The 22,837-nt window shown below is 73.8% G+C and carries 20 protein-coding genes; 10 read left to right on the top strand and 10 right to left on the bottom strand.

The annotated features are described in order from the left end of the window. Nucleotides 1-5: 5 nt before the first annotated feature. Nucleotides 6-635, bottom strand: coding sequence for a pyridoxamine 5'-phosphate oxidase (gene pdxH / locus ACZ6ZN_RS27090; protein WP_398111141.1), 630 nt, complete (start codon nt 633-635; stop codon nt 6-8). 320 nt (nt 636-955) lie between these two features. Between pdxH and ACZ6ZN_RS27085 the strand changes: the two genes are divergently transcribed. Beyond that, entirely contained in the window at nt 956-2,056 is a 1,101-nt protein-coding gene (locus ACZ6ZN_RS27085) for a citrate synthase 2 (protein ID WP_383501952.1), read from the top strand. A 16-nt stretch (nt 2,057-2,072) separates the two neighbouring features. Here ACZ6ZN_RS27085 and ACZ6ZN_RS27080 read toward each other — a convergent pair whose 3' ends face one another. Then, nucleotides 2,073-2,588: an HIT family protein gene (locus tag ACZ6ZN_RS27080; protein ID WP_469650222.1), complete on the bottom strand. Its 516-nt coding sequence runs from the start codon at nt 2,586-2,588 to the stop codon at nt 2,073-2,075. A gap of 259 nt (nt 2,589-2,847) precedes the next feature. Then, entirely contained in the window at nt 2,848-4,515 is a 1,668-nt protein-coding gene (gene iscB, locus ACZ6ZN_RS27075) for an RNA-guided endonuclease IscB (RefSeq protein ID WP_469650220.1), read from the bottom strand. Between the two features lie 284 nt (nt 4,516-4,799). Between iscB and ACZ6ZN_RS27070 the strand changes: the two genes are divergently transcribed. After that, the gene (locus ACZ6ZN_RS27070) at nt 4,800-5,210 is read left to right on the top strand and encodes a RidA family protein (RefSeq protein WP_469650218.1); all 411 of its coding nucleotides are present in this window, start codon (nt 4,800-4,802) and stop codon (nt 5,208-5,210) included. Between the two features lie 176 nt (nt 5,211-5,386). After that, nucleotides 5,387-6,784: a PAS domain-containing protein gene (locus tag ACZ6ZN_RS27065; RefSeq protein WP_469650214.1), complete on the top strand. Its 1,398-nt coding sequence runs from the start codon at nt 5,387-5,389 to the stop codon at nt 6,782-6,784. Between the two features lie 33 nt (nt 6,785-6,817). Here the strand turns inward: ACZ6ZN_RS27065 and ACZ6ZN_RS27060 are convergent, their stop codons facing one another. Then, a complete protein-coding gene (locus ACZ6ZN_RS27060) occupies nt 6,818-7,573 on the bottom strand; it encodes an SIS domain-containing protein (protein ID WP_398110966.1) in 756 nt (251 codons plus the stop codon). Nucleotides 7,574-7,892: 319 nt separating this feature from the next. Between ACZ6ZN_RS27060 and ACZ6ZN_RS27055 the strand changes: the two genes are divergently transcribed. Together ACZ6ZN_RS27055 and ACZ6ZN_RS27050 are read left to right on the top strand one after the other, a co-directional pair. Then, nucleotides 7,893-8,585: a metal-dependent transcriptional regulator gene (locus ACZ6ZN_RS27055; protein ID WP_010035781.1), complete on the top strand. Its 693-nt coding sequence runs from the start codon at nt 7,893-7,895 to the stop codon at nt 8,583-8,585. A gap of 771 nt (nt 8,586-9,356) precedes the next feature. Further along, entirely contained in the window at nt 9,357-10,256 is a 900-nt protein-coding gene (locus ACZ6ZN_RS27050) for an alpha/beta fold hydrolase (protein WP_469650212.1), read from the top strand. 179 nt (nt 10,257-10,435) lie between these two features. Here ACZ6ZN_RS27050 and ACZ6ZN_RS27045 read toward each other — a convergent pair whose 3' ends face one another. The 3 genes from ACZ6ZN_RS27045 to ACZ6ZN_RS27035 all read right to left on the bottom strand — a co-directional run bounded on the left by ACZ6ZN_RS27045 (nt 10,436) and on the right by ACZ6ZN_RS27035 (nt 13,595). After that, on the bottom strand, nt 10,436-12,028 hold the full coding sequence (locus ACZ6ZN_RS27045; RefSeq protein ID WP_469650208.1) for a transporter: 1,593 nt from the start codon (nt 12,026-12,028) through the stop codon (nt 10,436-10,438). Continuing rightward, the gene (locus ACZ6ZN_RS27040; RefSeq protein WP_451878793.1) at nt 12,025-12,816 is read right to left on the bottom strand and encodes an ABC transporter ATP-binding protein; all 792 of its coding nucleotides are present in this window, start codon (nt 12,814-12,816) and stop codon (nt 12,025-12,027) included. Before ACZ6ZN_RS27040 ends, ACZ6ZN_RS27045 begins: the two co-directional genes overlap by 4 nt. A gap of 116 nt (nt 12,817-12,932) precedes the next feature. Then, entirely contained in the window at nt 12,933-13,595 is a 663-nt protein-coding gene (locus ACZ6ZN_RS27035) for a bifunctional DNA primase/polymerase (protein WP_398111142.1), read from the bottom strand. 307 nt (nt 13,596-13,902) lie between these two features. Between ACZ6ZN_RS27035 and ACZ6ZN_RS27030 the strand changes: the two genes are divergently transcribed. Together ACZ6ZN_RS27030 and ACZ6ZN_RS27025 are read left to right on the top strand one after the other, a co-directional pair. Beyond that, nucleotides 13,903-15,288, top strand: coding sequence for a transcriptional regulator (locus tag ACZ6ZN_RS27030; RefSeq protein ID WP_398110970.1), 1,386 nt, complete (start codon nt 13,903-13,905; stop codon nt 15,286-15,288). A gap of 200 nt (nt 15,289-15,488) precedes the next feature. After that, entirely contained in the window at nt 15,489-17,153 is a 1,665-nt protein-coding gene (locus ACZ6ZN_RS27025; RefSeq protein WP_469650205.1) for a hypothetical protein, read from the top strand. Nucleotides 17,154-17,163: 10 nt separating this feature from the next. Here ACZ6ZN_RS27025 and ACZ6ZN_RS27020 read toward each other — a convergent pair whose 3' ends face one another. Then, the gene (locus ACZ6ZN_RS27020; RefSeq protein ID WP_451878791.1) at nt 17,164-18,474 is read right to left on the bottom strand and encodes an ABC transporter substrate-binding protein; all 1,311 of its coding nucleotides are present in this window, start codon (nt 18,472-18,474) and stop codon (nt 17,164-17,166) included. Nucleotides 18,475-18,591: 117 nt separating this feature from the next. Here ACZ6ZN_RS27020 and ACZ6ZN_RS27015 point away from each other — a divergent pair, with 117 nt between their 5' ends. Next, complete coding sequence (locus tag ACZ6ZN_RS27015; RefSeq protein ID WP_398110973.1) at nt 18,592-19,092, top strand: SCO4402 family protein; 501 nt, start codon at nt 18,592-18,594, stop codon at nt 19,090-19,092. A gap of 118 nt (nt 19,093-19,210) precedes the next feature. After that, nucleotides 19,211-20,092 carry a formyltetrahydrofolate deformylase gene (gene purU / locus ACZ6ZN_RS27010; RefSeq protein WP_398110974.1) on the top strand — a complete coding sequence of 294 codons (882 nt, stop codon included), beginning with the start codon at nt 19,211-19,213 and terminating at the stop codon, nt 20,090-20,092. A 45-nt stretch (nt 20,093-20,137) separates the two neighbouring features. Here the strand turns inward: purU and ACZ6ZN_RS27005 are convergent, their stop codons facing one another. Together ACZ6ZN_RS27005 and ACZ6ZN_RS27000 are read right to left on the bottom strand one after the other, a co-directional pair. Then, complete coding sequence (locus ACZ6ZN_RS27005) at nt 20,138-21,472, bottom strand: zf-HC2 domain-containing protein (RefSeq protein ID WP_469650508.1); 1,335 nt, start codon at nt 21,470-21,472, stop codon at nt 20,138-20,140. Beyond that, a complete protein-coding gene (locus ACZ6ZN_RS27000) occupies nt 21,454-22,035 on the bottom strand; it encodes a sigma-70 family RNA polymerase sigma factor (RefSeq protein ID WP_469650199.1) in 582 nt (193 codons plus the stop codon). Before ACZ6ZN_RS27000 ends, ACZ6ZN_RS27005 begins: the two co-directional genes overlap by 19 nt. A 361-nt stretch (nt 22,036-22,396) precedes the next feature. Between ACZ6ZN_RS27000 and ACZ6ZN_RS26995 the strand changes: the two genes are divergently transcribed. Continuing rightward, nucleotides 22,397-22,777 (top strand): STAS domain-containing protein, encoded by a 381-nt coding sequence (locus ACZ6ZN_RS26995; RefSeq protein WP_398110977.1) that lies wholly within the window; start codon nt 22,397-22,399, stop codon nt 22,775-22,777. The last annotated feature ends 60 nt before the right edge of the window (nt 22,778-22,837 follow it).

Genomic DNA, 22,837 nt, shown 5'->3' with positions numbered 1-22,837 from the left:
GGCCCTCAGGGGCTCAGGCGCTCCACCCGCCAGCCGCCGTCCGGCTGCCCCACGTAGCGCAGGCGGTCGTGCAGGCGGTTCTCGCGGCCCTGCCAGAACTCCACCGTCTGCGGCGCCACCCGGAACCCGCCCCAGTGCGGCGGCACCGGCACTTGCTCGCCCTCCGGGTAGCGCGCGGCCAGCTCCGCGTACGCCGCGTCGATGTCCGCCCGGGTCTCCACCACCGACGACTGGGCGCTGGCCCACGCCCCCAGCTGGGAGCCGTGCGGCCGACTCCGGAAGTACGCCGCCGTCTCGTCCCGCCCGGTCCGCCGCGCCACGCCCGACACGATCACCTGCCGCGCCATCGGATGCCAGGGGAACAGCAGCGAGACGTACGGGTTCTGCGCCAGGTCACGCGCCTTGCGGGAGTCGTAGTTCGTGTAGAAGACGAAACCCTGCTCGTCGAAGTGCTTCAGCAGGACCGTGCGGGAACCGGGCCGCCCCTCCGCGTCGGCCGTCGAGACCACCATGGCGTTCGGCTCGAACAGCCCGCCCTCCGTCGCGGCCTGGCGGAACCAGCGCGCGAACTGCTCCACGGGATGCGCGGCCAGCTCGCTCTCGGCAAGCCCGTCGGCCCGGTACTGCTTGCGCATCGAGGCCAGGTCGAAAGGAACGGCGTCACGGTCGGTCACCCGGTCATCTTGCCGTACGGACGGTGTCCTTCGTCACTGCATGGCACTCAGTGCCGCGACCCCTCCCCAATCGTGACACCCGGGGATATCGTTTCCGTGCCGTTGCGGTTGGATGACCGCCGACCGCACGGGGCATCACAGGGGAACCGGCCGGGACCGCGAGTCGCCGCACACGACCGCGGATCCGTCGGACGGTCGACCGCCCGCCATCCGACCGACTCGGTGTGTTCGGCCCACCCCGCAGCGCACCATCTGTCACTCACACCACGAGGAGCCGCCTGATGTCCGACTTCGTACCCGGGCTCGAAGGAGTCGTCGCGTTCGAGACGGAGATCGCCGAACCGGACAAGGAGGGCGGCGCCCTCCGCTACCGGGGCGTCGACATCGAGGACCTCGTCGGCCACGTCTCCTTCGGCAACGTCTGGGGCCTGCTCGTGGACGGCGCCTTCAACCCCGGCCTGCCGCCCGCCGAGCCGTTCCCCATCCCCGTCCACTCCGGGGACATCCGCGTCGACGTGCAGTCCGCGCTGGCCATGCTCGCCCCCGTCTGGGGCCTCAAACCCCTCCTCGACATCGACGCCGAGCAGGCCCGCGAGGACCTCGCCCGCGCCGCCGTCATGGCCCTGTCCTACGTCGCCCAGTCCGCCCGCGGCCAGGGCCTGCCCATGGTCCCGCAGAGCGAGATCGACAAGGCCCAGTCCGTCGTCGAACGCTTCATGATCCGCTGGCGCGGCGAGCCCGACCCCAAGCACGTCGCGGCCGTCGACGCCTACTGGACCAGCGCTGCCGAGCACGGCATGAACGCCTCCACCTTCACCGCCCGGGTCATCGCCTCCACCGGCGCCGACGTCGCCGCCGCCCTGTCCGGCGCCGTGGGCGCCATGTCCGGCCCCCTCCACGGCGGCGCCCCCTCCCGCGTCCTCGGCATGATCGAGGAGATCGAACGCACCGGCGACGCCGAGGCCTACGTGAAGAACGCCCTCGACAAGGGCGAACGCCTCATGGGCTTCGGCCACCGCGTCTACCGCGCCGAGGACCCCCGCGCCCGCGTCCTGCGCCGCACCGCCCGCGAACTGGGCGCCCCCCGCTTCGAGGTCGCCGAGGCCCTGGAGAAGGCGGCCCTCGCCGAACTCCACGCCCGCCGCCCCGACCGCGTCCTCGCCACCAACGTCGAGTTCTGGGCGGCCATCGTCCTGGACTTCGCCGAGGTCCCGGCGCACATGTTCACCTCGATGTTCACCTGCGCCCGCACGGCCGGCTGGTCCGCCCACATCCTGGAGCAGAAGCGCACCGGCCGCCTCGTCCGCCCCTCCGCCCGCTACGTCGGCCCGGGCAGCCGCAACCCCCGCGAGATCGAGGGCTACGGCGACATCGCCCACTGACCCCGACCCGCCCCTCCTACGGCCCCATCCGCTCCCCGGGTGGGGCCGCACCCGTGCCGTCCCCCCGCAGCAGGTCGAGCTCCGCACCGACAGCGGCCCGCAGCACGTCGTGCCGCTCCCCGAGCGCGTACCGCTCCTCGTGCCACATCCGCCGCGGATGGAGCCACACGGGCCGCCCTACGAGATCCGCCGGCTCCCAGTCGTAGCGCGGCCACACATGGGCGTGCAGGAACGGGTCGGTGTTCCCCAGGATCTCCAGATTCACCCGCCGGAACCCCGGCTCCAGCCGCCGGCAGGCCCGCTCGACGGCCTCCCCGAGCCGGTCCATGTCCGCCAGGAACGCCAGGCGCCTGCCGCGCGGCAGCTCCGACAGCCGCTGCACCGCGGGATCGTCGGTCAGCAGCACCGAGTAACCCGGCAGGAACTGCACGTCCCCGATCACCGCGAACCCCGCCTCCAGCCTGCGCAGCACCGTCGGGTTCTCACCCCGCAGAGCACTGCCGACCCGGTCGGAACGCCACGCACCGCTCACACCCTCCGGGAACGCAGACGACCCGCGAGTCTGGTTCCTCCTGCGGAGGAGCCGGCCGGACGTACCGGCGACTCGCGGGTCGGGTGACTGCCTGAGATTGGGCCGGCTGCGCGCTTCGATCACACGCTGGTCCGGCACCGCACTGAGTGTGGTGACGAGCCGCTAGCCCGCAGCCACCTCACGCGTCCGGGATGCATACATTCTCCGGATCACCTCCTTTCGGTGTGAGCCACACACTAGGAACCGCTCGGCCACCGCATCAACCCATTTTCCGAGAGATTGACCCGACCACTTCGCACCGCAGGCCCCATGCGTAACCATCGCCCCGTTGCAGCAGGCGAAGCCGCAGGTGGGAGACGTCGATCGGTCCCGCGGGCGTACTGATCCTGTGTTGCCCCCGCGCGCGGACCGAGACCCTCCCGGTCCAGGTCCCGGCCCGAGCACCGGACGGCAGGACCGCCCGCACGAGGTCACCCGTGGCGTAGCCGAAGTGCTGTTTGGCGCGCGTGCGGAGCAGACGCGGGAAGCCGTGCCGGTCCGGCGTCGTACGGGCGTAGGAGCCGCGCCCGGTCGCCGAGGCCGTCAGCGTCTGCCGGGGAAACCGCACGATCCGGTCGCCGGACGCGTGATCCAGAGGCCCGACACAGAGCGCGTCCAGAGTGTGCGTCTTGTCCAGGCCCATGGCGACGCGGTTGGCACTGGTGAGCCTGCCGGTGCACGTCCGGACGGGCCTGCCCAGAGCGATCAGGGCTGCGGCGAGCTGTCGCTGGGTGGCGTTCATGGCGGCGGCGTCCTCCAGCGGTGCACCGAGCTGGCGAAGGACCAGCGCGAGACGGTCGGGACGGTGCGCGAGGAAGAGCCGGACCGGCAGCACGCCCTTGGCCCGGTTGCACGGAGCACAGGCGAGGACCAGATTGGACCGCCGGTGTGAGCCCCCCCGGCTACGGGGCCGAACGTGTTCGATGTTCATCGGCACACCGGACCTGCCGCAGTAGGCGCAGGCTCCGCTCCACTCCGCGCGCAGGCGGCCGCGCACCGTGCTGCGGTCCCGAGGGTCGCGCACGTGCCCGGGATCGTGGAGGGATTCACCGGCACCGGGTGCGCGGGTGCCGAACGCGGCGCGCTCCATGTGGATCTCCCTCACGGGAGCCCAGCCACAGAGCCGACCGGCCAGCGAGAAGGCTGTGTCGACCCGGTGGCGCAGGGAGGGGGGCAGCAGGCCCGCCCGTCGAGCGCGGTTGCGCGACCGGGGTGCCCGGTACCGGAGATTCGCTCCGCGTCTGCGGCGCCGGTATCCCGCGCGCTGCCTCATGCTTGCCCGGATGCGGTCACCCCGGTGCCGTAGCTCGACGGCCAGCAGCCCGCGCCGGACGGTGACGATGCCGCCGTGATCACCCCGCTCCGTCTTCTCGTCGGTGAGCGCGAGGCCGGTGCCCTTGGAACCGGGGTCGATGCGCAACTGCACCCCTTCGACCGTCGAGGCGTCACGGGTGCGGTCCCGTAGACGGATCACGAAGGGGACGTGGCGCACGACGGCCGCCCGCCCCCTGCGCAGCAGTTCTCGCGCGCGGGCGGGGTGGCACGGCATGAGCGGTAGGCCCTCCCGGGACAACACGAGGACCCGGCTCGCACCGGCGCCGCCCGAGTACGGTCGCGCGACGTCGTCCGCAGTGGGAGCGTCACCGCTCCCGGTCTCTGCCGCATGCGCTGCCGGAACAGCGCTCCCGGCGTGACGCCGACGGGCTGCGGTGCCGCGCCCGCCGGTCTCCCCTCGCCCAGGTTCCCTGCCGGTGCCCCGCCCGGGGGCGGAGAGTCCGTGAGCCGTTTCGTCCCTGCTCCCGGGGGTGTCTGCTCTCACGGATTCCAGAGCAGGCTGCTGAGGAAGCACAGCCTGGTGGGTCGGCTCGCCCACAGGAAACGTAGTCATCGGTCGCACCTGCCTGATCCGCCGGATCGTGATGACTGGGGCTGGTCACCCGGGGCCGTATGGCCGGGGAGCGGGTGACCTCCCTTCTCGAGTACACCGCCGAACGTAGCCGCCCAGACGGCTCGGACGGGCCCCGGAGGCCGGGAGAACGCCCGTTCGTGCGAACGGAGGGATTTCGTCGAACTCGTGGCCGGTCCTCTGCTACTCGTACGCGGTGCTTCTCGGGTCACCGGGCCGCCGTACGTCGTGGACGTATGGCCGATCTCCGCCCTAGCGTTCGGGGCATGACGCAGCGGTGGGCGATCGGGAGTGGGTCCTTGTTCGAGGAGCGGATCGGGTATGCCCGGGCCGTGGTGGACGGGGACCGGGTGCACGTGTCGGGGACGACCGGGTTCGACTACGCGGACATGACGATCTCGGACGACGTCGTCGAGCAGGCGGAGCAGTGTCTGCGGAACATCGGGGCGGCCCTCGAGGAGGCCGGGGCCTGTTTCGCGGATGTCGTGCGGGTGCGGTACATGCTGCCCGTCCGGGAGGACTTCGAGCCCTGCTGGCCGGTGCTGCGCGCGTGCTTCGGGGAGGTGCGGCCGGCCGCGACGATGCTCGTGTGCGGGCTCGCCGATCCGCGGATGCGGATCGAGATCGAGGTGGAGGCCCGGCGCGGCAGCGGCGGGGTCACGCCGTCGTCCGGCTGACGGCCGAGGCGGTCCGCGGGGGCGGTGCCCGGGGCGTTGACGTGGGGATTGCCGCCGTACAACGATTCCCTCAATGTTGTGGGAACTCGCTGTGCGCCCGGTCACGTTCCAGTTGAATGATGGCAAGGAGCGAACCGGCGTGCCGTGCGTGCGGACGCAGCCTGCAGGGGGTCCAGGTGAGTGCTTCCCGGCGTAGTGGGACCACCGGCGAGCTGGGGCCCGACGAGCCCGGGCCGGACGGTCCGGACGGGTCCGACCTGCTCGCCGCGCTGCTGGACGGCATGGACGCGGCGCTGTGCGCGTTCGACGCCGACGGGATCGTGACGCACTGGAACCGCGAGGCCGAGCGGATCCTCGGCTGGAGCGCGGAGGAGGCTGTCGGGCGGCGTGGGCTGGCCGGCTGGGCGGTGCGCAGCGCGGACGCCGAGGAGGTCGAGAGCCGGCTGCTGTCGGTGATGCACGCGGTGGGGCGGCAGGTGCACGAGTTCGCGCTGCTGACGAAGGACGGCGGCCGGGTGCTGGTGCGGACGCAGTCGGCGGCGGTGCGGGGGCCGGACGGGAAGCCGGCGGGGGTGTACTGCGCGTTCAGCGAGGTGCACACGCAGATCGACCTGGAGCGGTCGATCGCGCTGAGCGAGGCGCTGTTCGAGGACGCCGGCTGGGGTGTGGTGCTGGTCGACGCGGATCTGCGGCCCGCGGTGGTGAACGCGCACGCGGCCCGGGCCCTGGGCAGGGGCCGTACGTCGGTGCTGGGCCGGCCGCTCGGGGAGCTGCTGGCGCAGGGGGTGGAGGAGCTGGAGAGCGCGTTGCAGCACGTGCTGGCCCAGGGGGCGCCGCCCGAGCCGGCCGAGGTGTGGGTGAGTGTGCGGTCGCCGGAGGGTGAGCGGCGGCGGTGCTGGCGCAGCGGTTTCCTGCGGCTGGCGTCGCCGTTGGCGGAGGAGCCGGTGCCGTTGGGTGTGGGCTGGCTGTTCCAGGATGTGACGGAGTCCAAGCAGGCGGAGCAGGAGGCGTCGCTGCTGAGGTTCCGTGCGCAGCAGTTGCACCGGGCGTCGCGGGCCGCGGCGGAGTGCGAGGACCCGGGGGAGGCGGCCACGGTGCATCTGGACTTCGCCCTGGCCGGGTTCGCCGACCACGCGCTGATCGACCGGGTCGCGGACGGGGCGCCGGCCGGAGTGCCGGACGAGGGGCCGGTGCGGCTGGTGCGGGTGGCGGCCACGCCCTCCGGGGCGCCGGGTCCGAGCAGGCTCTCCGGGCGCGCGGGGCTGCCCGTGCGGTACGCCGAGGGGCATCCGGCGTTGCAGTGCGTGGAGCGGGCGGGTGCGCTGCGGGCGAGTGCGGGGGCCGCGGGGCCGGAGGAGGCGCGGGCGTGGGCGGTGTCCCGGCAGTGGCCGCCGGACGCGGTGCACGCGTTGTGCGCGGTGCTGCGCAGCCGGGGGCGGACGCTGGGGGTGGTGACGTTCCTGCGGGGCGGGGGTCGCAGCGCTTTCGAGCGCGCGGACGCGATGTACGCGGAGGACGTGGCGGTACGGATCGCCGCGGCCCTGGACCTGGCGGAGCTGACGGGCCGGGGCTGAGCCGGCCGGGGCGTCCCGGCCCGGGCCCGGGGCTCAGTGGCGGTAGAAGATCCGGTCGGCGTACTGCTCCATGACGCGGGCGTTCCAGTCGTGGCCGCCGTCGACGTTGCCGGAGCGGAGCAGCGGGGGTTCGATGCCGCGCTCGGCGAGGGCAGTGGCGGTGGTGGCCATGACGGCCTGGAGGAGGGCCGAGGTGACGACCGTGGAGGCGGGGGCGAAGGGCGCGGGGATGGCGTCGTGGGTGAGTTCGGCGTCCCCGACCGGGATCCGCGAGTCGAGGACGAGGTCGCAGTGGTCCTTGAGGTACGTGCCCGAGCTGTGCCGGGAGGTGGTCTGGGAGGCGTAGGCCACCGAGGTCACGCCGATGACCGTCACGCCGAGGGTGCGGGCGTGCTGGGCCATCTCGACGGGGAGGGCGTTGCGGCCGGACAGCGAGATGATCAGCAGGGCGTCGCCGGCGCGGAGCGGGGAGCTGTCGAGGACGGCGGAGGCGAGGCCGTCGACGCGTTCGAGGGCGGAGCCGAGCGGTGCGGGCATGACGTCGACGCCGACGGCGCCCGGCACGACGAGCAGGTTCATCAGGGCGAGGCCGCCGGCGCGGTAGACGAGGTCCTGCGCGGCGAGGGAGGAGTGCCCGGCGCCGAAGGCGAAGAGCCGGCCGCCGCTCGCGACGGTGTCGGCGAGGAGGGTTCCCGCGGCGGTGATGCCGTCGGCCTCCTCGTCACGGATCGTGCGCAGCAGGTCGATCGCGGCGTCGAGGAACTGGTCGGCCGGCGCGCGGTCGCTCATGGAGGGTCCCTTCCGGCTGGCCCGTCGGTTGTGTCGCGCATCACGGTGCGGTCTGGACCAGTGCGGTGTCAATACGGCCGGGTGGCGGGTGCCGGGTGTGGGGTGCGGGCGCGGCCCCGGTGGTGGTGGGCGACCGAGTGGGGCGGAGGCGGGGCCGTACGCTGCCGAGGGGGCGGGTGACCGCGTGTGACCCCTGGCTTCTCCCCGCTCTGCCTCCCGCGGCACGGTTGTCGGTGGTATCCGGCAGAATTGGAGGCAGGGCCAGCGCACACGCCGGTGAGCTGTCCAGCCTCCGGCAGATCTCATTCGAGGGGCACGTATGTCCGGACTGATCGACACCACGGAGATGTATCTCCGCACCATCCTCGAGCTGGAGGAAGAGGGTGTGGTCCCCATGCGCGCCCGTATCGCCGAGCGGCTCGACCAGAGCGGGCCGACGGTGAGTCAGACCGTGGCGCGGATGGAGCGGGACGGTCTGGTGTCCGTGGCGAGCGACCGGCATCTGGAGCTCACGGACGAGGGGCGCCGGCTGGCCACCCGCGTGATGCGCAAGCACCGCCTGGCCGAGTGCCTGCTCGTGGACGTGATCGGCCTGGAGTGGGAGCAGGTCCACGCGGAGGCGTGCCGCTGGGAGCACGTGATGAGCGAGGCGGTGGAGCGCCGCGTGCTGGAGCTGCTGCGGCACCCGACGGAGTCGCCGTACGGCAACCCGATCCCGGGTCTGGAGGAGCTGGGCGAGAAGGACGGCGCGGATCCGTTCCTGGACGAGGGCATGGTGTCGCTGGCCAGCCTGGACCCGGGCGCGGAGGGCAAGACGGTCGTGGTGCGCCGGATCGGTGAGCCGATCCAGACGGACGCGCAGCTGATGTACACGCTGCGGCGGGCGGGCGTGCAGCCCGGCTCGGTGGTGAGTGTGACGGAGTCGGCGGGCGGGGTGCTGGTCGGCAGCGGCGGTGAGGCGGCCGAGCTGGAGTCGGACGTGGCCTCGCACGTGTTCGTGGCGAAGCCCTGAGCGGTGGCGGGCCGATCCGGGCCCGCCCGACACCGTGGCGGGTCCTTGACACCCGTGATGGGTCCCCGGCACCCGTAGTGGGCCCAGGGTCTGCGGTGGGCATGGCGACCTCCGGATCCCCGGCGCGCACGGAGCGGCCCGGCCCGGCGGGCGTGGTGCCCCGGCTCCGGCTGTGAGGGGGGTGGCTTCGCCCTCGATGCCCGCGATGCGCGTGGGGGTGCCGTGGCGTGGCGCGATCTTTGCCCGCTTCTCGTCCGCAGTCCGTCGAAGGGCAGCGCTCGCCCGCTTCCCGTGCGACGCTGTGGCGTGAGGCATATGACCTGAGGGCTCTTGGCCGTGGTCTGACAGCGATGTCGCCCGGCCGGGGAGGGGGCGGGAGGATGTGCCGGCGGAACGTGGAGAGCCCCGGCGCCGTGCGGCGCCGGGGCCTGTCCTCCCCTGGTCGGACCCGGAGCCCCGAGCTCTCAGGGTCATTCCCTCGGACCGTTTTTCCCCGAGCGGTCCGCCCCCCGCTGAAGATCTCCCCTGGGAGACGGCGATCAATCCCCGGCGGCTGTCACTCGATTGAGGGGTGTTGGCCGCCGGACGGCCAGTCTCGAAAGCGCATTCGATAGTCTGCGGACGGCGCGCGGCACGGGTGCAGGGGCAGTGGCGTGGGGCGCCGCGCGGGGCAGAAGGCACTGCAGAAGGCACAACAGGCAGAACACGGTTCACAGGACCGAACCGGCCGATCGGGCCGGGGTCCGAGCGAGGCTTGGGGGGTGCCAGGACATGGCGCGACGCATCGACGTGACCGGGACGGGCGGCGTACGCCTCGCGGCCTGGGAGTTCGGCGACCCGCCCAAGCCGGATCCGGCCGGCGCGGCCCCGGACGCGCAGGGCGCGCATCCCGCCCAGGACGGCTCCCCGGGCGTGCTGTTACTGCACGGTCTGATGGGCCGCGCCTCGCACTGGGCGCCCACCGCCCGCTGGCTCTCCGAGCGCCACCGCGCGGTCGCCCTGGACCAGCGCGGCCACGGCCGCAGCGACAAGCCCTCGCAGGGCTCGTTCGCCCGTGACGCCTATGTCGACGACGCCGAGGCCGCCCTGGAGCAGCTCGGGCTCGCCCCGGTCGTCCTGATCGGCCACGCCATGGGCGCGCTGACCGCCTGGCAGCTCGCCGCCCGGCGTCCCGACCTGGTCCGCGGCCTGATCATCTGCGACATGCGGGCCTCCGCGCTGGGTGCCGCCTCGCAGCGGGAGTGGGACCAGTGGTTCAAGACCTGGCCGCTGCCGTTCGCCACCCTCGCCGACGTCCGCAAGTGGTTCGGCGAGGACGATCCCTGGGTGGAGCGGCCCAACCCCGCCCGGGGCGAGTTCTACGCCGAGGTGATGGCCGAGTCCCCGGACGGCTGGCGCCCGGTCTTCGACCCCGAGCAGATGCTCCGCTCCCGCGAGACGTGGGTGTACGACGCGCACTGGGAGGAACTGGCGCAGGTGCGGTGCCCGGCGCTGGTGGTGCGCGGCCTGGACGGCGAGCTGGGCCGCGCGGAGGCCCAGGAGATGGTCCGGGTCCTGCCCCGCGGCCAGTACGCGGAGGTCGCCGACGCCGGCCACCTGGTCCACTACGACCAGCCGGAGGCCTGGCGGGCCGCGATCGAGCCGTTCCTGGACTCGCTGACCGGGCCCTGAGCTGCCCGCCCTGAGGCGGGCCCTGAGGCGGGCCCCCGGCCGGCACCTCCGGCCTGAGGCGAGGCCCCCGGCCTGAGGCGAGGCCCCCAGCCTGAGGCGAGGCCCCCAGCCTGAGGCGGGCCCCCGGCCGGCGCCGCCGGCTTGAGGCGAGGCCCCCGGCCGGCGCCGCCGACCCCGCCTCACCCCTTGCTGACCGCCGTCAGGATCTCCGGCAGGCGCCGGGCCGTGCGCGGTGCGGCCAGGCGCAGCCCCGCCATCGTCAGCGCGGCCCCGTACGCCGTGCCGGCCGGCAGCAGCAGCCAGGCGTAGGCGTCGCCGCCGGCGCTGACGTTCAGCCAGATCGTGAGCGCGATGACGGGGGCGCACAGCAGGGCGGCGGCCACCATGCCGCCGAAGATGGAGATCCAGGCGAGCCCGGTCTGCCCGGGGGCGACGTTCTTGTACCCCTCCTGCGGGATGGAGTACGGGAAACGGGCGGAGGTCCACGCCCCGGTCGCGAGCATCGCGCCGAGCAGCGCGAAGGACAGCCCGAGCGCCTCGGGCAGCCGCCGCCAGTCGCCGAGCATGGCCGTGGTCAGGACCGTCACGAGCGTGGCGTACGGCAGGGTGATCAGCAGCAGCGCGTAGGCGCGGGCGCGCAGTTCGGCGAATGCGTCGCGGGTCGAGGAGATCGTCAGGGCGACGATCCAGAACGCGGAGGTGTCCTGCCCGAACTGGTTGTACATCTGGATGCCGAGCATCCCGGCGGCGAAGCACGCGAAGTACACGGAGCCGGTGCCCTGCCAGGCGTTGAACACCGGCACGATCAGCCCGATGGCCAGCGAGGTCACCCAGGCCGCCTTGGTCTTCGGGTCGCGCCACACGTACCGGAGGCTGCGCTCCATGACGGTGCCCGTGCGGCCCGCGGGCAGCAGCCGGGCGAGACCGGTGGAGGTCCGCTCGCGGGCGGCCCGGTCGGCGGCCGGCAGGGTCGATCCGTCCGGCGAGGTCATCAGCCGGGTCAGATGCCGCGACCAGACGGCGAGCAGCGCGGCCAGCGCGCCGGCGGTCAGTGCCAGTTGTGCGCCGGCGCGCCCGTAGGCGCCCTCGCTGACGGCGTGCACGGCGCCGATCGCCGAGGCGGGCGGCACCCACTGCACCACGTCCGCCGCGGGGGAGAGTTCGCCGAGCCCCGAGGCGCCGATGCGCTGGGCGCCGAAGTTGACCAGCTGCGCCCCGACGGCGACGACGAGCCCGCTGAGCACCGCGAGGTCGCGTCCCTTGCGGCTGGTCAGCAGCCGGACGTTGGCGGCGGCGACGGCCCGGGCCAGCGCCACGCACACCAGCAGCGCCAGGGCGACGGCCGCCACGCCGATCACGAGGGCCGCCGCGCCCCGAGCCACGGCGACGACGGAACCGGCCAGCAGGCACAGCGTGAACAGCGGCCCGATGCCCACCAGGGACGAGGTGAGCAGCGCCCGCATCAGGGGCCGGGGCCGCAGCGGAAGCATCACCAGCCGGGTCGGGTCGAGGGTCTCGTCGCCGCTGGGGAAGAACAGCGGCATCACCGCCCAGCCCAGTCCCAGCACCGCCACCGCCAGCACCACCACCGCGTCGGCGTGCGCGTGCCCGCGCAGCGCGATCAGGCCGATCAGTTGCAGGGCGGCGAAGAGCAGGGCGAAGACGGCCGAGGTGATGTAGGCGGCCTTGCGCCCGGCGGACTGGCGCAGTCCGTTGCGCAGCAGGGACAGCTTCAGCCGGACGAAGACGGGGGTGATCGCGGGGCTGCTCACCGGGACCCGCCGCCCAGCCAGTCGAGGTCAGAGCCGGCGTCCCGGCTCTGCGCGCCGACGAGTTCGAGGAAGGCCCGCTGCAACGACGGCGCCTCGCCGCGTACGTCGGCGAGTGTGCCGGTGGCGCGGATCCGCCCGGCGGCCATCACCGCGACCCAGTCGCACAGCGACTCGACGAGCTCCATGACGTGGGAGGAGAACACCACGGTGGCGCCGGAGGCCGTGTACCGCTCCAGGACGCCGCGGATGGTCTGGGCGGAGACGGGGTCGACGCCCTCGAACGGCTCGTCCAGGAAGAGCACTTCGGGATTGTGGAGGAGAGCGGTGGCGAGTCCGATCTTCTTGCGCATGCCGGTCGAGTAGTCGACGACCAGCTTGTGCTGCGCCCCGGCCAGGTCGAGCACGTCCAGGAGCTGGGTGGCCCGCTTGTCGACCTCGGCACCGGGCAGCCCGCGCAACCGCCCGGTGTAGGCGAGCAGTTCGCGTCCGGACAGCCGCTCGAAGAGCCGCAGTCCTTCGGGCAGCACGCCGATGCGGGCCTTGACCTCGACCGGGTCGCGCCACACGTCGTGCCCGGCGATCTCGACGGTCCCCTGGTCGGGCCTGAGCAGCCCGGTGACCATCGACAAGGTGGTGGTCTTCCCGGCCCCGTTCGGGCCGACGAGCCCGATGAACTTGCCCGCGGGCAGCTCCAGATCGATCCCGGCGACAGCGACCTGCTGCCCGAACCGCTTCCAGAGCCCCTGCACCCGTACCGCGCTGGATCCCACCGCGCCTCCCTCCGTCACGGAGAACCCTACGGCGGGGCAACGCCCTTGTTTCAGGGGCGCGGGGAACTGCGCGATCAACCACGACGAAGCCGCAGCCGCCGAGGAACACGGATCAGGCAGGACGGAAGGCGCCCTCAGCGATCCCTGCCGCACGCATAGGCCAACGGTGAGATCAACTCCTCCGCGTCCGGCAGCCACCGGTTCGCCGGCGTCGGCCGGCAGGCCCACTGCACGGCGCCGCGCGACCCGAACCGCGTGGGCGGCGCGGCCACGTACGCGCCCTCGCCCAGCACGTGCAGGTCCAGCGACGACACCGACCACCCGAGCCCCCGCACCAGGTCGGGCACCTTGGCTGCGGCCCCCGGCAGCACGAAGAACTCCATGCGCCGGTCCGGCGTGAGCGTCACCGGCCCCAGCGTCAGCTCCATGCGCTCCATCCGCGCCAGCGCCAGGAACCCGGCCGTCTCGGGCACGGAGATCGCGTCGAACGTCCGGCCCGTCGGCAGCAGGATCGACGCGGCCGGCTGCTTCTGCCACATCCGTCGCGCCACGGTCGCGCTGCCCGTCGCCTGCGTCGCCCAGTCGGGGCGCGCCGGGTGCGACCCGGGTGCCGGGCACGAAGCGTCACCGCAGGAGCAGCGCTGGCTTCCGTCGGCTGCTTCCAGCCAGGTGCCCGGGAACACGTCCCAGTGGCGTTCCTCGGCGTAGCGGACAGCGGTCTCCAGCAGCGAGTCCCCGCGCTGCTTCGGGATCTGGGCGGCTTCGGTGCCGGCGAGCGTCTCTTCCACGATGAACACAACTCCGGTCGTCACCAGGGGTTACGCCCACCCGTGTGCGCGGGGAGGGGCATCGCGCCCGTGGCCGGGGCGCATGGGTGCATCTCCGGGGGCGCGCGTGCGGATCGGCGGCCCGGGGTGGGTAGCCAGGAGGGGGGCCGGCGCAGGCCGCAACCCCGGCAATCCTCACATGCCTCGCATTTTCGCCTGGTCGGCGGGGCATTGATCTTCACGGCCGGATCTCTTCGCCGGGGCGCGAGGGACCCCGGCCGCGGAAGACACGTCAACTCGGTGCGAGGGCAGAGCACCGCAGCCAAGGGGGTACGCCATGGCCGCAAGGCCGCTCGTCGCCCGGCAGCCGAACGAACGGCTCCAGGCGCTCATCCAGGAAGCCGGATGCTCCAACGCCGGCCTCGCCCGCCGGGTCAACATGTGCGGCGCAGAGCACGGACTCGACCTGCGCTACGACAAGACCTCGGTGGCGCGCTGGCTGCGCGGGCAGCAACCGCGGGGCCGGGCGCCGGCGATCATCGCCGAGGCGCTGGGCCGCAAGCTCGGCCGTACGGTCACGATCGACGAGATCGGCATGGCCAACGGCAAGAACCTCGCCTCGGGCGTGGGCCTGCAGTTCTCGCCGACGGTGCCGGGGGCCGTGGAGCAGGTCTGCGAACTGTGGCGCAGCGACGTGGGGCGGCGGGACTTCCTGGCCGGCTCCTCCGTCGCCGCCTCCGCGCTGGTCGAGCCCAGCCGGGACTGGCTGATCTCGGCGCCGGACGCGCAGGTGTCGCGCGCGGCGGGGCCGCGGGTGGGGCAGTCCGACGTGCAGGCGGTGCGGGCGATGACGCAGGCGCTGGTGGATCTGGACCACCAGTACGGCAGCGGGCACGTGCGGCCGGTCGTCGTGCACTACCTCAACAGCGTGGTCTCCGGGCTGCTCGCCGGGTCGTACCGGGAGGCCGTGGGCCGCGAACTGTTCGCCGCGGTGGCCCGGCTGACCGAGCTCGCCGGGTACATGGCCGTCGACACCGGCCAACCGGGCCTCGCCCAGCGCTACTACATCCAGGCGCTGCGGCTCGCGCAGGCCGCCGGGGACCGCGGCTACGGCGGGTACGTCCTGGCCGCCTCCATGAGCCATCTCGCCGCGCAGCTCGGGAACCCGCGCGAGATCGCGCAGTTGGCCCGGGCGGCGCAGGAGGGGGCGCGGGGGCGCGTGACCCCGCGGGCGGAGGCGATGTTCCACGCCGCGGAGGCGCGCGGGCACGCCCTGCTGGGCGACGCACGCGCCGCCCACTCCTGCGCGGGGCGCGCGGTGAGCGCCCTGGAGGCGGCCGACCCGGCGACCGGCGACGACCCGGTGTGGATCGCGCACTTCGACGAGGCCTACCTCGCCGACGAACTGGCGCACTGCCACCGGGACCTGGGGGAGGCCGAAGCGGCGGCCCGCTGCGCGCAGGAGTCGCTGGCCGGGCACCCCGAGACGCGGGCCCGCCGCCGGGCCATCGGCTATGTGCTGCTCGCCACGGCCCAGGTGCAGCAGCGCGAGATCGAGGAGGCGTGCAGCACGGGCATGAAGGCCGTCGAACTGCTGGAGGACCTGCGGTCCAACCGGGGCGCCGAGTACCTGGAGGACTTCCAGCAGCGACTGGAGCCGTACCGGGACGAGGCGGTGGTACGGGAGTTCGGGGCACGCCTCGATCTGCAGGCGGCCGCGTGAACACCTGCTCCACCGGCGCGTGAACGTACGGGGGACGGCCGTTTGACGCGAGGGAGGTGATGTGCAGGGCGGACCGTGAGCCGCGCCGTCACCGCCCGTGCAGGGCGGGAGGCCACGTCCCGTGCTGCGTGGCACCGGGCTCCGGGGACCCGGTAGCGTGACCCGACGATTCACAAGGTCCCCCATTAGTAGGAGTCCCGGTGACGCAGAGTGGACAGGGCGAGGAGCCCTCGGCGCGCCCCGCGCGCGAAGGCATCGTGCTGCCCTCGGACGGCGGCGAACCGCTGCTGCCGGGCATGACGGGCGGACCGGCCGGAGCGCCGTCCGGCCACCGTGACGCCTCGTCGGGCGCCCCCGCGGGCGGCCAGACCTGGGGGGATCCCTGGGGCCCGGGCGAGCAGGCGCCGCCCCCGCCGCCGGACCAGGGCTGGCAGTCCCCGCAGACGCAGCAGTGGACGAGCCCGGAGCCGCAGCAGGGGTGGAACGGCGGGCAGCAGCCCGGCGCCCAGGCACCGGGAGCGCTCCCGCCGGAGAACGCGCCGCACCCCTACGGCGCCCAGCAGCCCGCCGGGCCGTACGGCGGCGACCCGTACGGCACGCACGGCGGAGCGTCGCTGCCCGGGCAGGACACCGGCCGCGCCGAGGGGTACGGCCCGCTGCCGCCCGCCGCCGACGCCTACGGCGGCCCCGCGGGGCCGGCCCCCCAGGCGTACGGGACCACCGGCGGCTACGGGAGCGGCGGGGCGCCGCAGCCGCCCGCCGGGCACCGCGCGCCGGCGCCCGACGAGGGCGCGACGCAGTTCCTGCCGCCCGTCCCGGCCGACGGGTCCGCCGCGGCGACCCAGTACCTGCCGCCCGTGCCGCCGGCCGCCGGCGAGGCGGCGACCCAGTACATACCGCCGGTGACGCCGGGGGCGCTGCCGCCCGAGCGGTCCGCCGCGCAGGACCCCGAGGCCACCCGGTACCTGGGCACCGGACCGCTGGCCGCAGGGACGCCGCAGGCTTCCGGCCCGGACGCCGAGGCGACGCGGTACATCCCGCCCGTGCCCGGCGGCGGTGACCAGCAGCCGCCCGCCGACTTCGGGCACCTCTTCCGCAGCGACGGGGGCCAGGAGCCGTCCGGCGCCACCCAGCAGATGCCCCGGATCGAGGCGTCCTCGCCGCCGCCGCACGGCGGCGGGCCGTCCTCCCGTAAGGCGGCGGCCCCGGGCCGTTCGCGCGGCGGCCGCGGCGGCTCCCGCGTACCCGTGATCGCCGCCGTCGGCATCGGCATCGCCGTCCTCGGCATCGGCGCGGGCGCGCTGCTCGCCGGCGGCGGGGGCGGGGACGACGAGGGCGGAGACGGCAAGACCGTGGCCGCCTCCGCGTCCGCGCCCGCCGAGGAGGAGTCCGCCTCGCCGTCCGCCGACCCGGTCCGGGCGCAGGCGGTGGAGCTGGACAAGCTGCTCGCCGACAGCGGCGACAGCCGCAGCACCGTGATCAACGCGGTCGCGGACGTCAAGCGCTGCGACAACCTCGCGCAGGCCGCCAAGGACCTGCGCGAGGCCGCCAAGCAGCGCAACCAGCTCGTCACCCGGCTCGGCGGCGTCGAGGTCGGCCGGCTGCCGGACCACGCCGCGCTGACCACCGCCCTGACCAAGGCCTGGCAGGCCTCCGCCTCGGCCGACGACCACTACGCGGCCTGGGCCGACCAGACCGCCGGCAGGAAGGGCTGCAAGAAGGGCCAGGCCAGGGCCACAGGCCAGACCGCGGCCGGCAACCGGGCCAGCGGCGTCGCGAGCGCCCAGAAGGCCGAGGCGTCCCGGCTGTGGAACGCCATCGCCCGGAAGTACGGCCTGACCGAGCGCGGGCCGACCCAGCTGTGAGCGGCGCCGCTCAGTAGGCCACGTCGGCGTCCTGGAGCGTCCGCGTGGTGTCGGTGAAGCCCTTGCGCGCCGCCACCAGCCGCCCCTCGCGCACGACCTGGAGGGTCACGTTCGCGTTGACCAGGCGGGGGAAGCCGACGCCGGCGAGCTTGTCCTGGAACTGCCAGCGCAGCGTCGGCGTCAGCCCGCCCGTGCCGATCCTCAGCCCGTCGTCGAGGGCCTCGGTGAGGGTGTCGGCGCTGACCCGGCCGCCGCCCAGCGACTCGACGGCCTTGCGCAGGACGGTGTAGGCGATGTACGTCGTCTGCACCCCGGCATCGGCGGGGTCGACGCGGTTGTCGCCGAAGGCCTCCTCCCGGATCACCTGCTTCATCCCGTCCCAGCGCGCATCGGTCACCACCGGGTACCAGCCCGTGAGGTACGACCCCTCGTACGGGCCCGAGGCGCCGCCGGTCGCGTCGATCACGGTCTGGTCGACGCTGCCGAGCACCGTGGCCGTGCGGACGTCCGGGTAGTCCTCGCGGGCGCGGCGGAAGGAGTCCATGAAGGTGCTGTTGCGGTCGCCGAGCGCCGGGACCACGCACCCCTGCTCCTCCGGGTCGGCGGTCGTGGCGCGCAGCGCCCGCGCGGCCTGCTCGTCGTACTCGGTGGCGTCCTCCGCCGCCCGCTGGTCCCGGGAGCCCTCGTGGCCGCCCGTCTTCAGGCCCGAGTCGAGCAGCGGCGGCAGCTGGTCGCCCGTGAGGGTGTCGGGCCGCACCAGGGCGACCGGACCGCAGCGGGCGAGCTCCCGGCCCAGACCGGCCAGCAGCGCGGGCTGGCCTCCGTTGACGGGGTAGGACAGGGGGCTGGTGAACTCGGCGGTGGTGATGCCGTAGCCGCCGATGTAGGGGATGCCGGCGCCCTCCAGTGACGGGAAGAAGGAGTCGGCGTGCTGGCTGTACGATCCGACCACCGCGACGGCGTTCTCCTTGACGGCGCGGCGCGCGCACTTCGCGGCGGCCACGCTGTCGTTGTGGTCGTTGCAGGTCAGGACGTTGAGCTTGCGGCCGTTGAGCCCGCCCCGGTTGTTGATCCAGCGGGCGTACGCCTCGGCGAAGGCGGGCATCCCGGGCTTGTTGGTGGCCCGGGTGTCCTGCGGCGCCCAGGTCATGACGGTGACGGTGTCGTCCCCGGCTCCCCCCGTGGTGCCGGGGACGACACCGCAGCCGGCGAGGAGCACCGCGCACACGGCCGCCGCGCCCGCCGCCACGACGCCGTCTCTGGCGTGGCGGGCGAGGAGGCCGGGGAGGAATGGACTGCGGGTGCGTCGCATGCCGGTCATGGGTCGGCACGATTCCGTCACACGACCAACCCGTGAGTGACCCGTGCTCAACGGACGGTGACGGACAGGTGAACAGCGGGGGTTGGTGTGATCGATGTGGAGGGGAACGTACGATCGATGACCGTGCAAGCTTCGGAGAACTCTTCCCGTCGTGGCCGTCGCTCCTCCACCATGGGCGGCATGCCTGTCAACGACATGCCGTGGTGGCGCTGGCGCAGCAATGTGCGCTCGGCGCTGCACATGCTCTCCGATCCCGCCTTCCAGCGGGACGTCTGGCTGGCCGGCGTGGAGGGCTACGGCGACGTGACCGACGCGGTGTACCGGCTGGTGGAGGACACCTGGCTGGACCACTGGTCGGCGGAGAAGTACGTCGGCACGATCTTCCGCGACGCGCAGGAGGCGGCGCTGGTCGACACGGCCGTGCTGCGGGTGCTGCGGATCATGCACCAGGTGGGGCCGGACGCCCCGGTCGCCGCGTACCTGGAGCACGAGGCGTGGCCGGAGGCGGTCGGGGCGGCCCGGGAAGCCCATGTGCGGCTGGCGGCGAGTGACGGCGAGGAGCCCGACTTCCCGCCCCGCAGCCTGGAGGTCCTGCACCTCATGACGAGGTCCGCCTAGCCTGCGCGGAGCGGGCGGGACGGCCGGGCGGCACCGCGGCGGCCCGTCGGTCGTCGCCGCTGGTCCGAGGATCGGGACGATTGCCGGTGCCGCCATCCCTTGTGGGAACCTGTTCGGCATGAGCGAGCAGTCCTCCAGCGCCCCGGTCCCGCCCGACCAGTACGTCCTCACCCTCTCCTGTCCGGACAGGAAGGGCATCGTGCACGCCGTGTCGAGCTACCTGTTCATGACCGGGTGCAACATCGAGGACAGCCAGCAGTTCGGCGACCACGACACGGGACTGTTCTTCATGCGGGTCCACTTCTCGGCGGACGCGCCCGTCACCGTGGACAAGCTGCGCGCCAGCTTCGCCGCGATCGGCGACTCCTTCCAGATGGACTGGCAGATCCACCGGGCCGAGGACCGGATGCGGGTCGTGCTGATGGTCAGCAGGTTCGGGCACTGCCTGAACGACCTGCTGTTCCGGGCCCGGATCGGGGCACTGCCCGTCGACATCGCGGGCGTGGTGTCCAACCACACCGACTTCGCCGAACTGGTGGCCTCGTACAACATCCCCTTCCACCACATCCCGGTGACGAGGGACAACAAGCCCGAGGCCGAGGCGCGGCTGCTGGAGATCGTGCGCGCGGAGGGCGTGGAGCTGGTCGTGCTCGCCCGCTACATGCAGGTCCTCTCGGACGACCTGTGCAAGCAGCTGAGCGGGCGGATCATCAACATCCACCACTCGTTCCTGCCGAGCTTCAAGGGCGCGAAGCCGTACCACCAGGCGCACGCCCGGGGCGTGAAGCTGATCGGGGCGACGGCCCACTATGTGACGGCCGACCTCGACGAGGGCCCGATCATCGAGCAGGAGGTCGAGCGGGTCGGGCACGACGTCACGCCGGACCAGCTGGTGGCGATCGGGCGGGACGTGGAGTGCCAGGCGCTGGCGCGGGCGGTGAAGTGGCACGCCGAGCGGAGGATCCTGCTCAACGGGCGACGGACCGTGGTGTTCGCCTGAGGGACCCGCGGGCTACGGCGAGGGGCGGGTGCCCGCCGCCGGGCGCTACATCCTGCTCAGTGACGCCGCCGCGAAGAGCACGTCCCTGATTGCCTGCCTGTCTCCCACCTGACCGGCCGCCGCCTCCTGCGGGGGCACGTGACCGGCGGCCAGGCGGCAGAACTCGACGCCGTCCAGCGCCACATGGGCCACCTCGTGCTCGGCGGAGCCCTTGGCCGCGGGGGAGTCGAGGGGAATCAGCCACTCGCCCCCGCCCGACCCCTCGATCTCCAGACGGAGACTGCGGCCCGGCTCGCCCGCCGCGACCAGGTGCCGGTGCGGAGCCGGAGCGGCGAGACCGGTGCGGCGGCGGTGGGCCAGGGCCGTCGGCAGCATGCGCGCGGCGAGGTCGATCATGCGGTGCAGATGGCGCGGCGAGGGCGGGTCGTAGGGGTAGTCCACCGCGTCCGCGATGTCCTCGGCGTGCACCCAGCACTCGAAGGCCCGGTCGAGCATCGCGTCGTGCAGGGGAAGCTCGAACTCCCCGAAGGAGATGGGCATCCTGCCCGCCCCGCCGCCCGTGAAGGACACCGTGCGGACCAGGCTGTGGCTCTGCTCGCGCCAGGGGCCCCGCACGGCGCGCGTGGGCGGGAAGTGGGAGGCGCGCCAGTACGCCTCCGTGCGGGCCGACGGGGTCGGCCGCTGCGCGGGGACCTCGCCCAGCGGGTCGTCCAGACCGAGCGCGACCGCCACCATGCCGTCCACACTGAGCAGGTGCGCGATCACGCCGGCGACGGTGGTGCGGCGGCTCGTCGACTCGTCGGAGCGGAACCAGCGCAGCCGTACCGGGGCGTGCCACTCGGCGTCGCCGAAGTCCTGGAGCAGGGCGTCCAGGCGCGCGGTCTCGGCGTCGTAGGCGGCGGCCCAGTCGGGCACGGGGATGCGGGGCGGGCGGCGCTCCAGGCAGGTCTGGAGGACCCGGGTGCGCAGGCCCGGGTCGAGGTCGAGGCTGTCGGGGCGCTGGAGCAGCCCGACCGCCTCGCGCAGCCGCCGCGCCTCGTCCGCGCACCCGCCGCAGGCACCGAGGTGCTCCTCGACGGCCGTCGCCTCCTCGGCCGAGCACGCGGCCAGCGCCCACGCGCCCAGCAGGGACTTCAGCACGGCGTGCTCCAACACGGGGCGGGACGGCCGTGCGAGGGCCTCGCCGGGGTCCGTCGGTGCGGGCAGGGGCACGTCGCCGTCCTCGACGGACGCCCGGGGGAGCGGTATGCGGGGCTGCCCGGCCGGGTCCCGTCCGGCATCGGGGACCGCGTCCCGGTCGCCGTGCCCGTGGCCGTCCCCCTCGTCATGGCCGTCGTACGCCTCGGAGCGGTCCGGGCCGTTCACACCGCACCCCCGTATCCGGGCGGTGCGCCCGGGGCGTGTGTGTCGTGGGCCGTGGACAGCAGTTGGAGGCCCAGGCGCAGGCGGCGGCGGGCCTCGTCCTCGGTGATGCCGAGGTCGGCCGCGGTCTGGCGGTAGTCCCGGCGCTGGAAGTAGGCCCGCTCCAGGGCCGAGCGCAGCGGGACCGGCATGGACTGGACGATGTAGTCGGCCCGGGCAGCGACCGAGGCGCTGCGCACCCTGAGCTCCAGTTCCTCGGCGCTGCCCGCGCCCTCGCGGGCCAGGGCGGCGGTCTCGGTGGCGCGCAGCCGTTGCAGCGCGAGCCGGTGGGTCAGGGTCGCCACCCAGGTGCGCAGCGGGCCCTTGCGGGGGTCGTAGGAGTCGGGGTGTTCCCAGACGTGGACGAAGACCTCGCGGGTGATGCCGTCGGCGGCGCGTTCGTCGCCGAGGACGCGGTGGGCGAGGCCGTGCACGAGGGAGGCGAAGCGGTCGTACATCTCACCCAGGGCGGCGGCCTCCCCGCGGGCCAGCCGCTGCTGCATCTTGCGGTCCCAGCGAGGCGGTACGTCCTTTTTGGCCATGTGGCTCCGTCACCCCCTGCTCGTCCTTCGCGCCCGTTCCCCGTCCAGCCTGTGCCCGACGTCTCCTCGAATGTAGTCGGCACGTACGGTGGCGCACGCCCCTTTGTGCCAATGTGCGCCCCCTGGCGAGCCGCAGGTGGTAGAGGACCACCGGCGCGTGCACCGTGTGGAGTCGGGCTCGCGCCTCCCCACCCGCCTCCGATCGCACCGGTCCGAAAGGGATCGAACAGGATCGAAGTCGACTGGATCCGGCCTCTTCCCCGGGGGATCAGTTTTACGGCCCGCGTTTCAGGGAACGGCCGCTGGGCAGCCGCGCAGCAAGGAAGCGTAGGGACTGCTTCCGTTCGGGCGAGCGAGGGGCGTGGTGGTGACCTTCAAAGTGACCGACGGTGAGCAGGGCGCATGGTCCGTGCTCCTGGTGTCGGGCGAACTGGACCTGGTGACGTCACCGGTGCTGCGTCAGCGCGTGCACGACGTGGTGGCCGAAGGGCGCCACTGTCTGGTCCTCGACCTGTCCGAGGTGTTCTTCTGCGACTCCAGCGGCGTCGGCGTGCTGATCGCCGTCCGCCGGCTGATCCGCTCCTGCCAGGGCCGGTTGCGCCTCGTGCTGCCCGCCCGCGGTGCGGCGGACGGCTCCCACGTCAACCGCGTGCTCGGGGCGCTGGGCGTGCGCAGGCTCTTCGACGTCTACGCCGACCTGGACGCGGCCCTCGGCGACGAGGGCGAACCCCTCTCCGCCTGAGCGGCGGTGACGCACAGCGGACCCGGTGTCGCGGTCCGGCCACACCTCCGTCCCGGATCG

This window comes from Streptomyces sp. NPDC053665 (genome assembly GCF_055585285.1).
The sequence above is the reverse complement of the archived record's forward strand: the minus strand, read 5'-3'. Positions and strand labels throughout refer to the sequence as shown.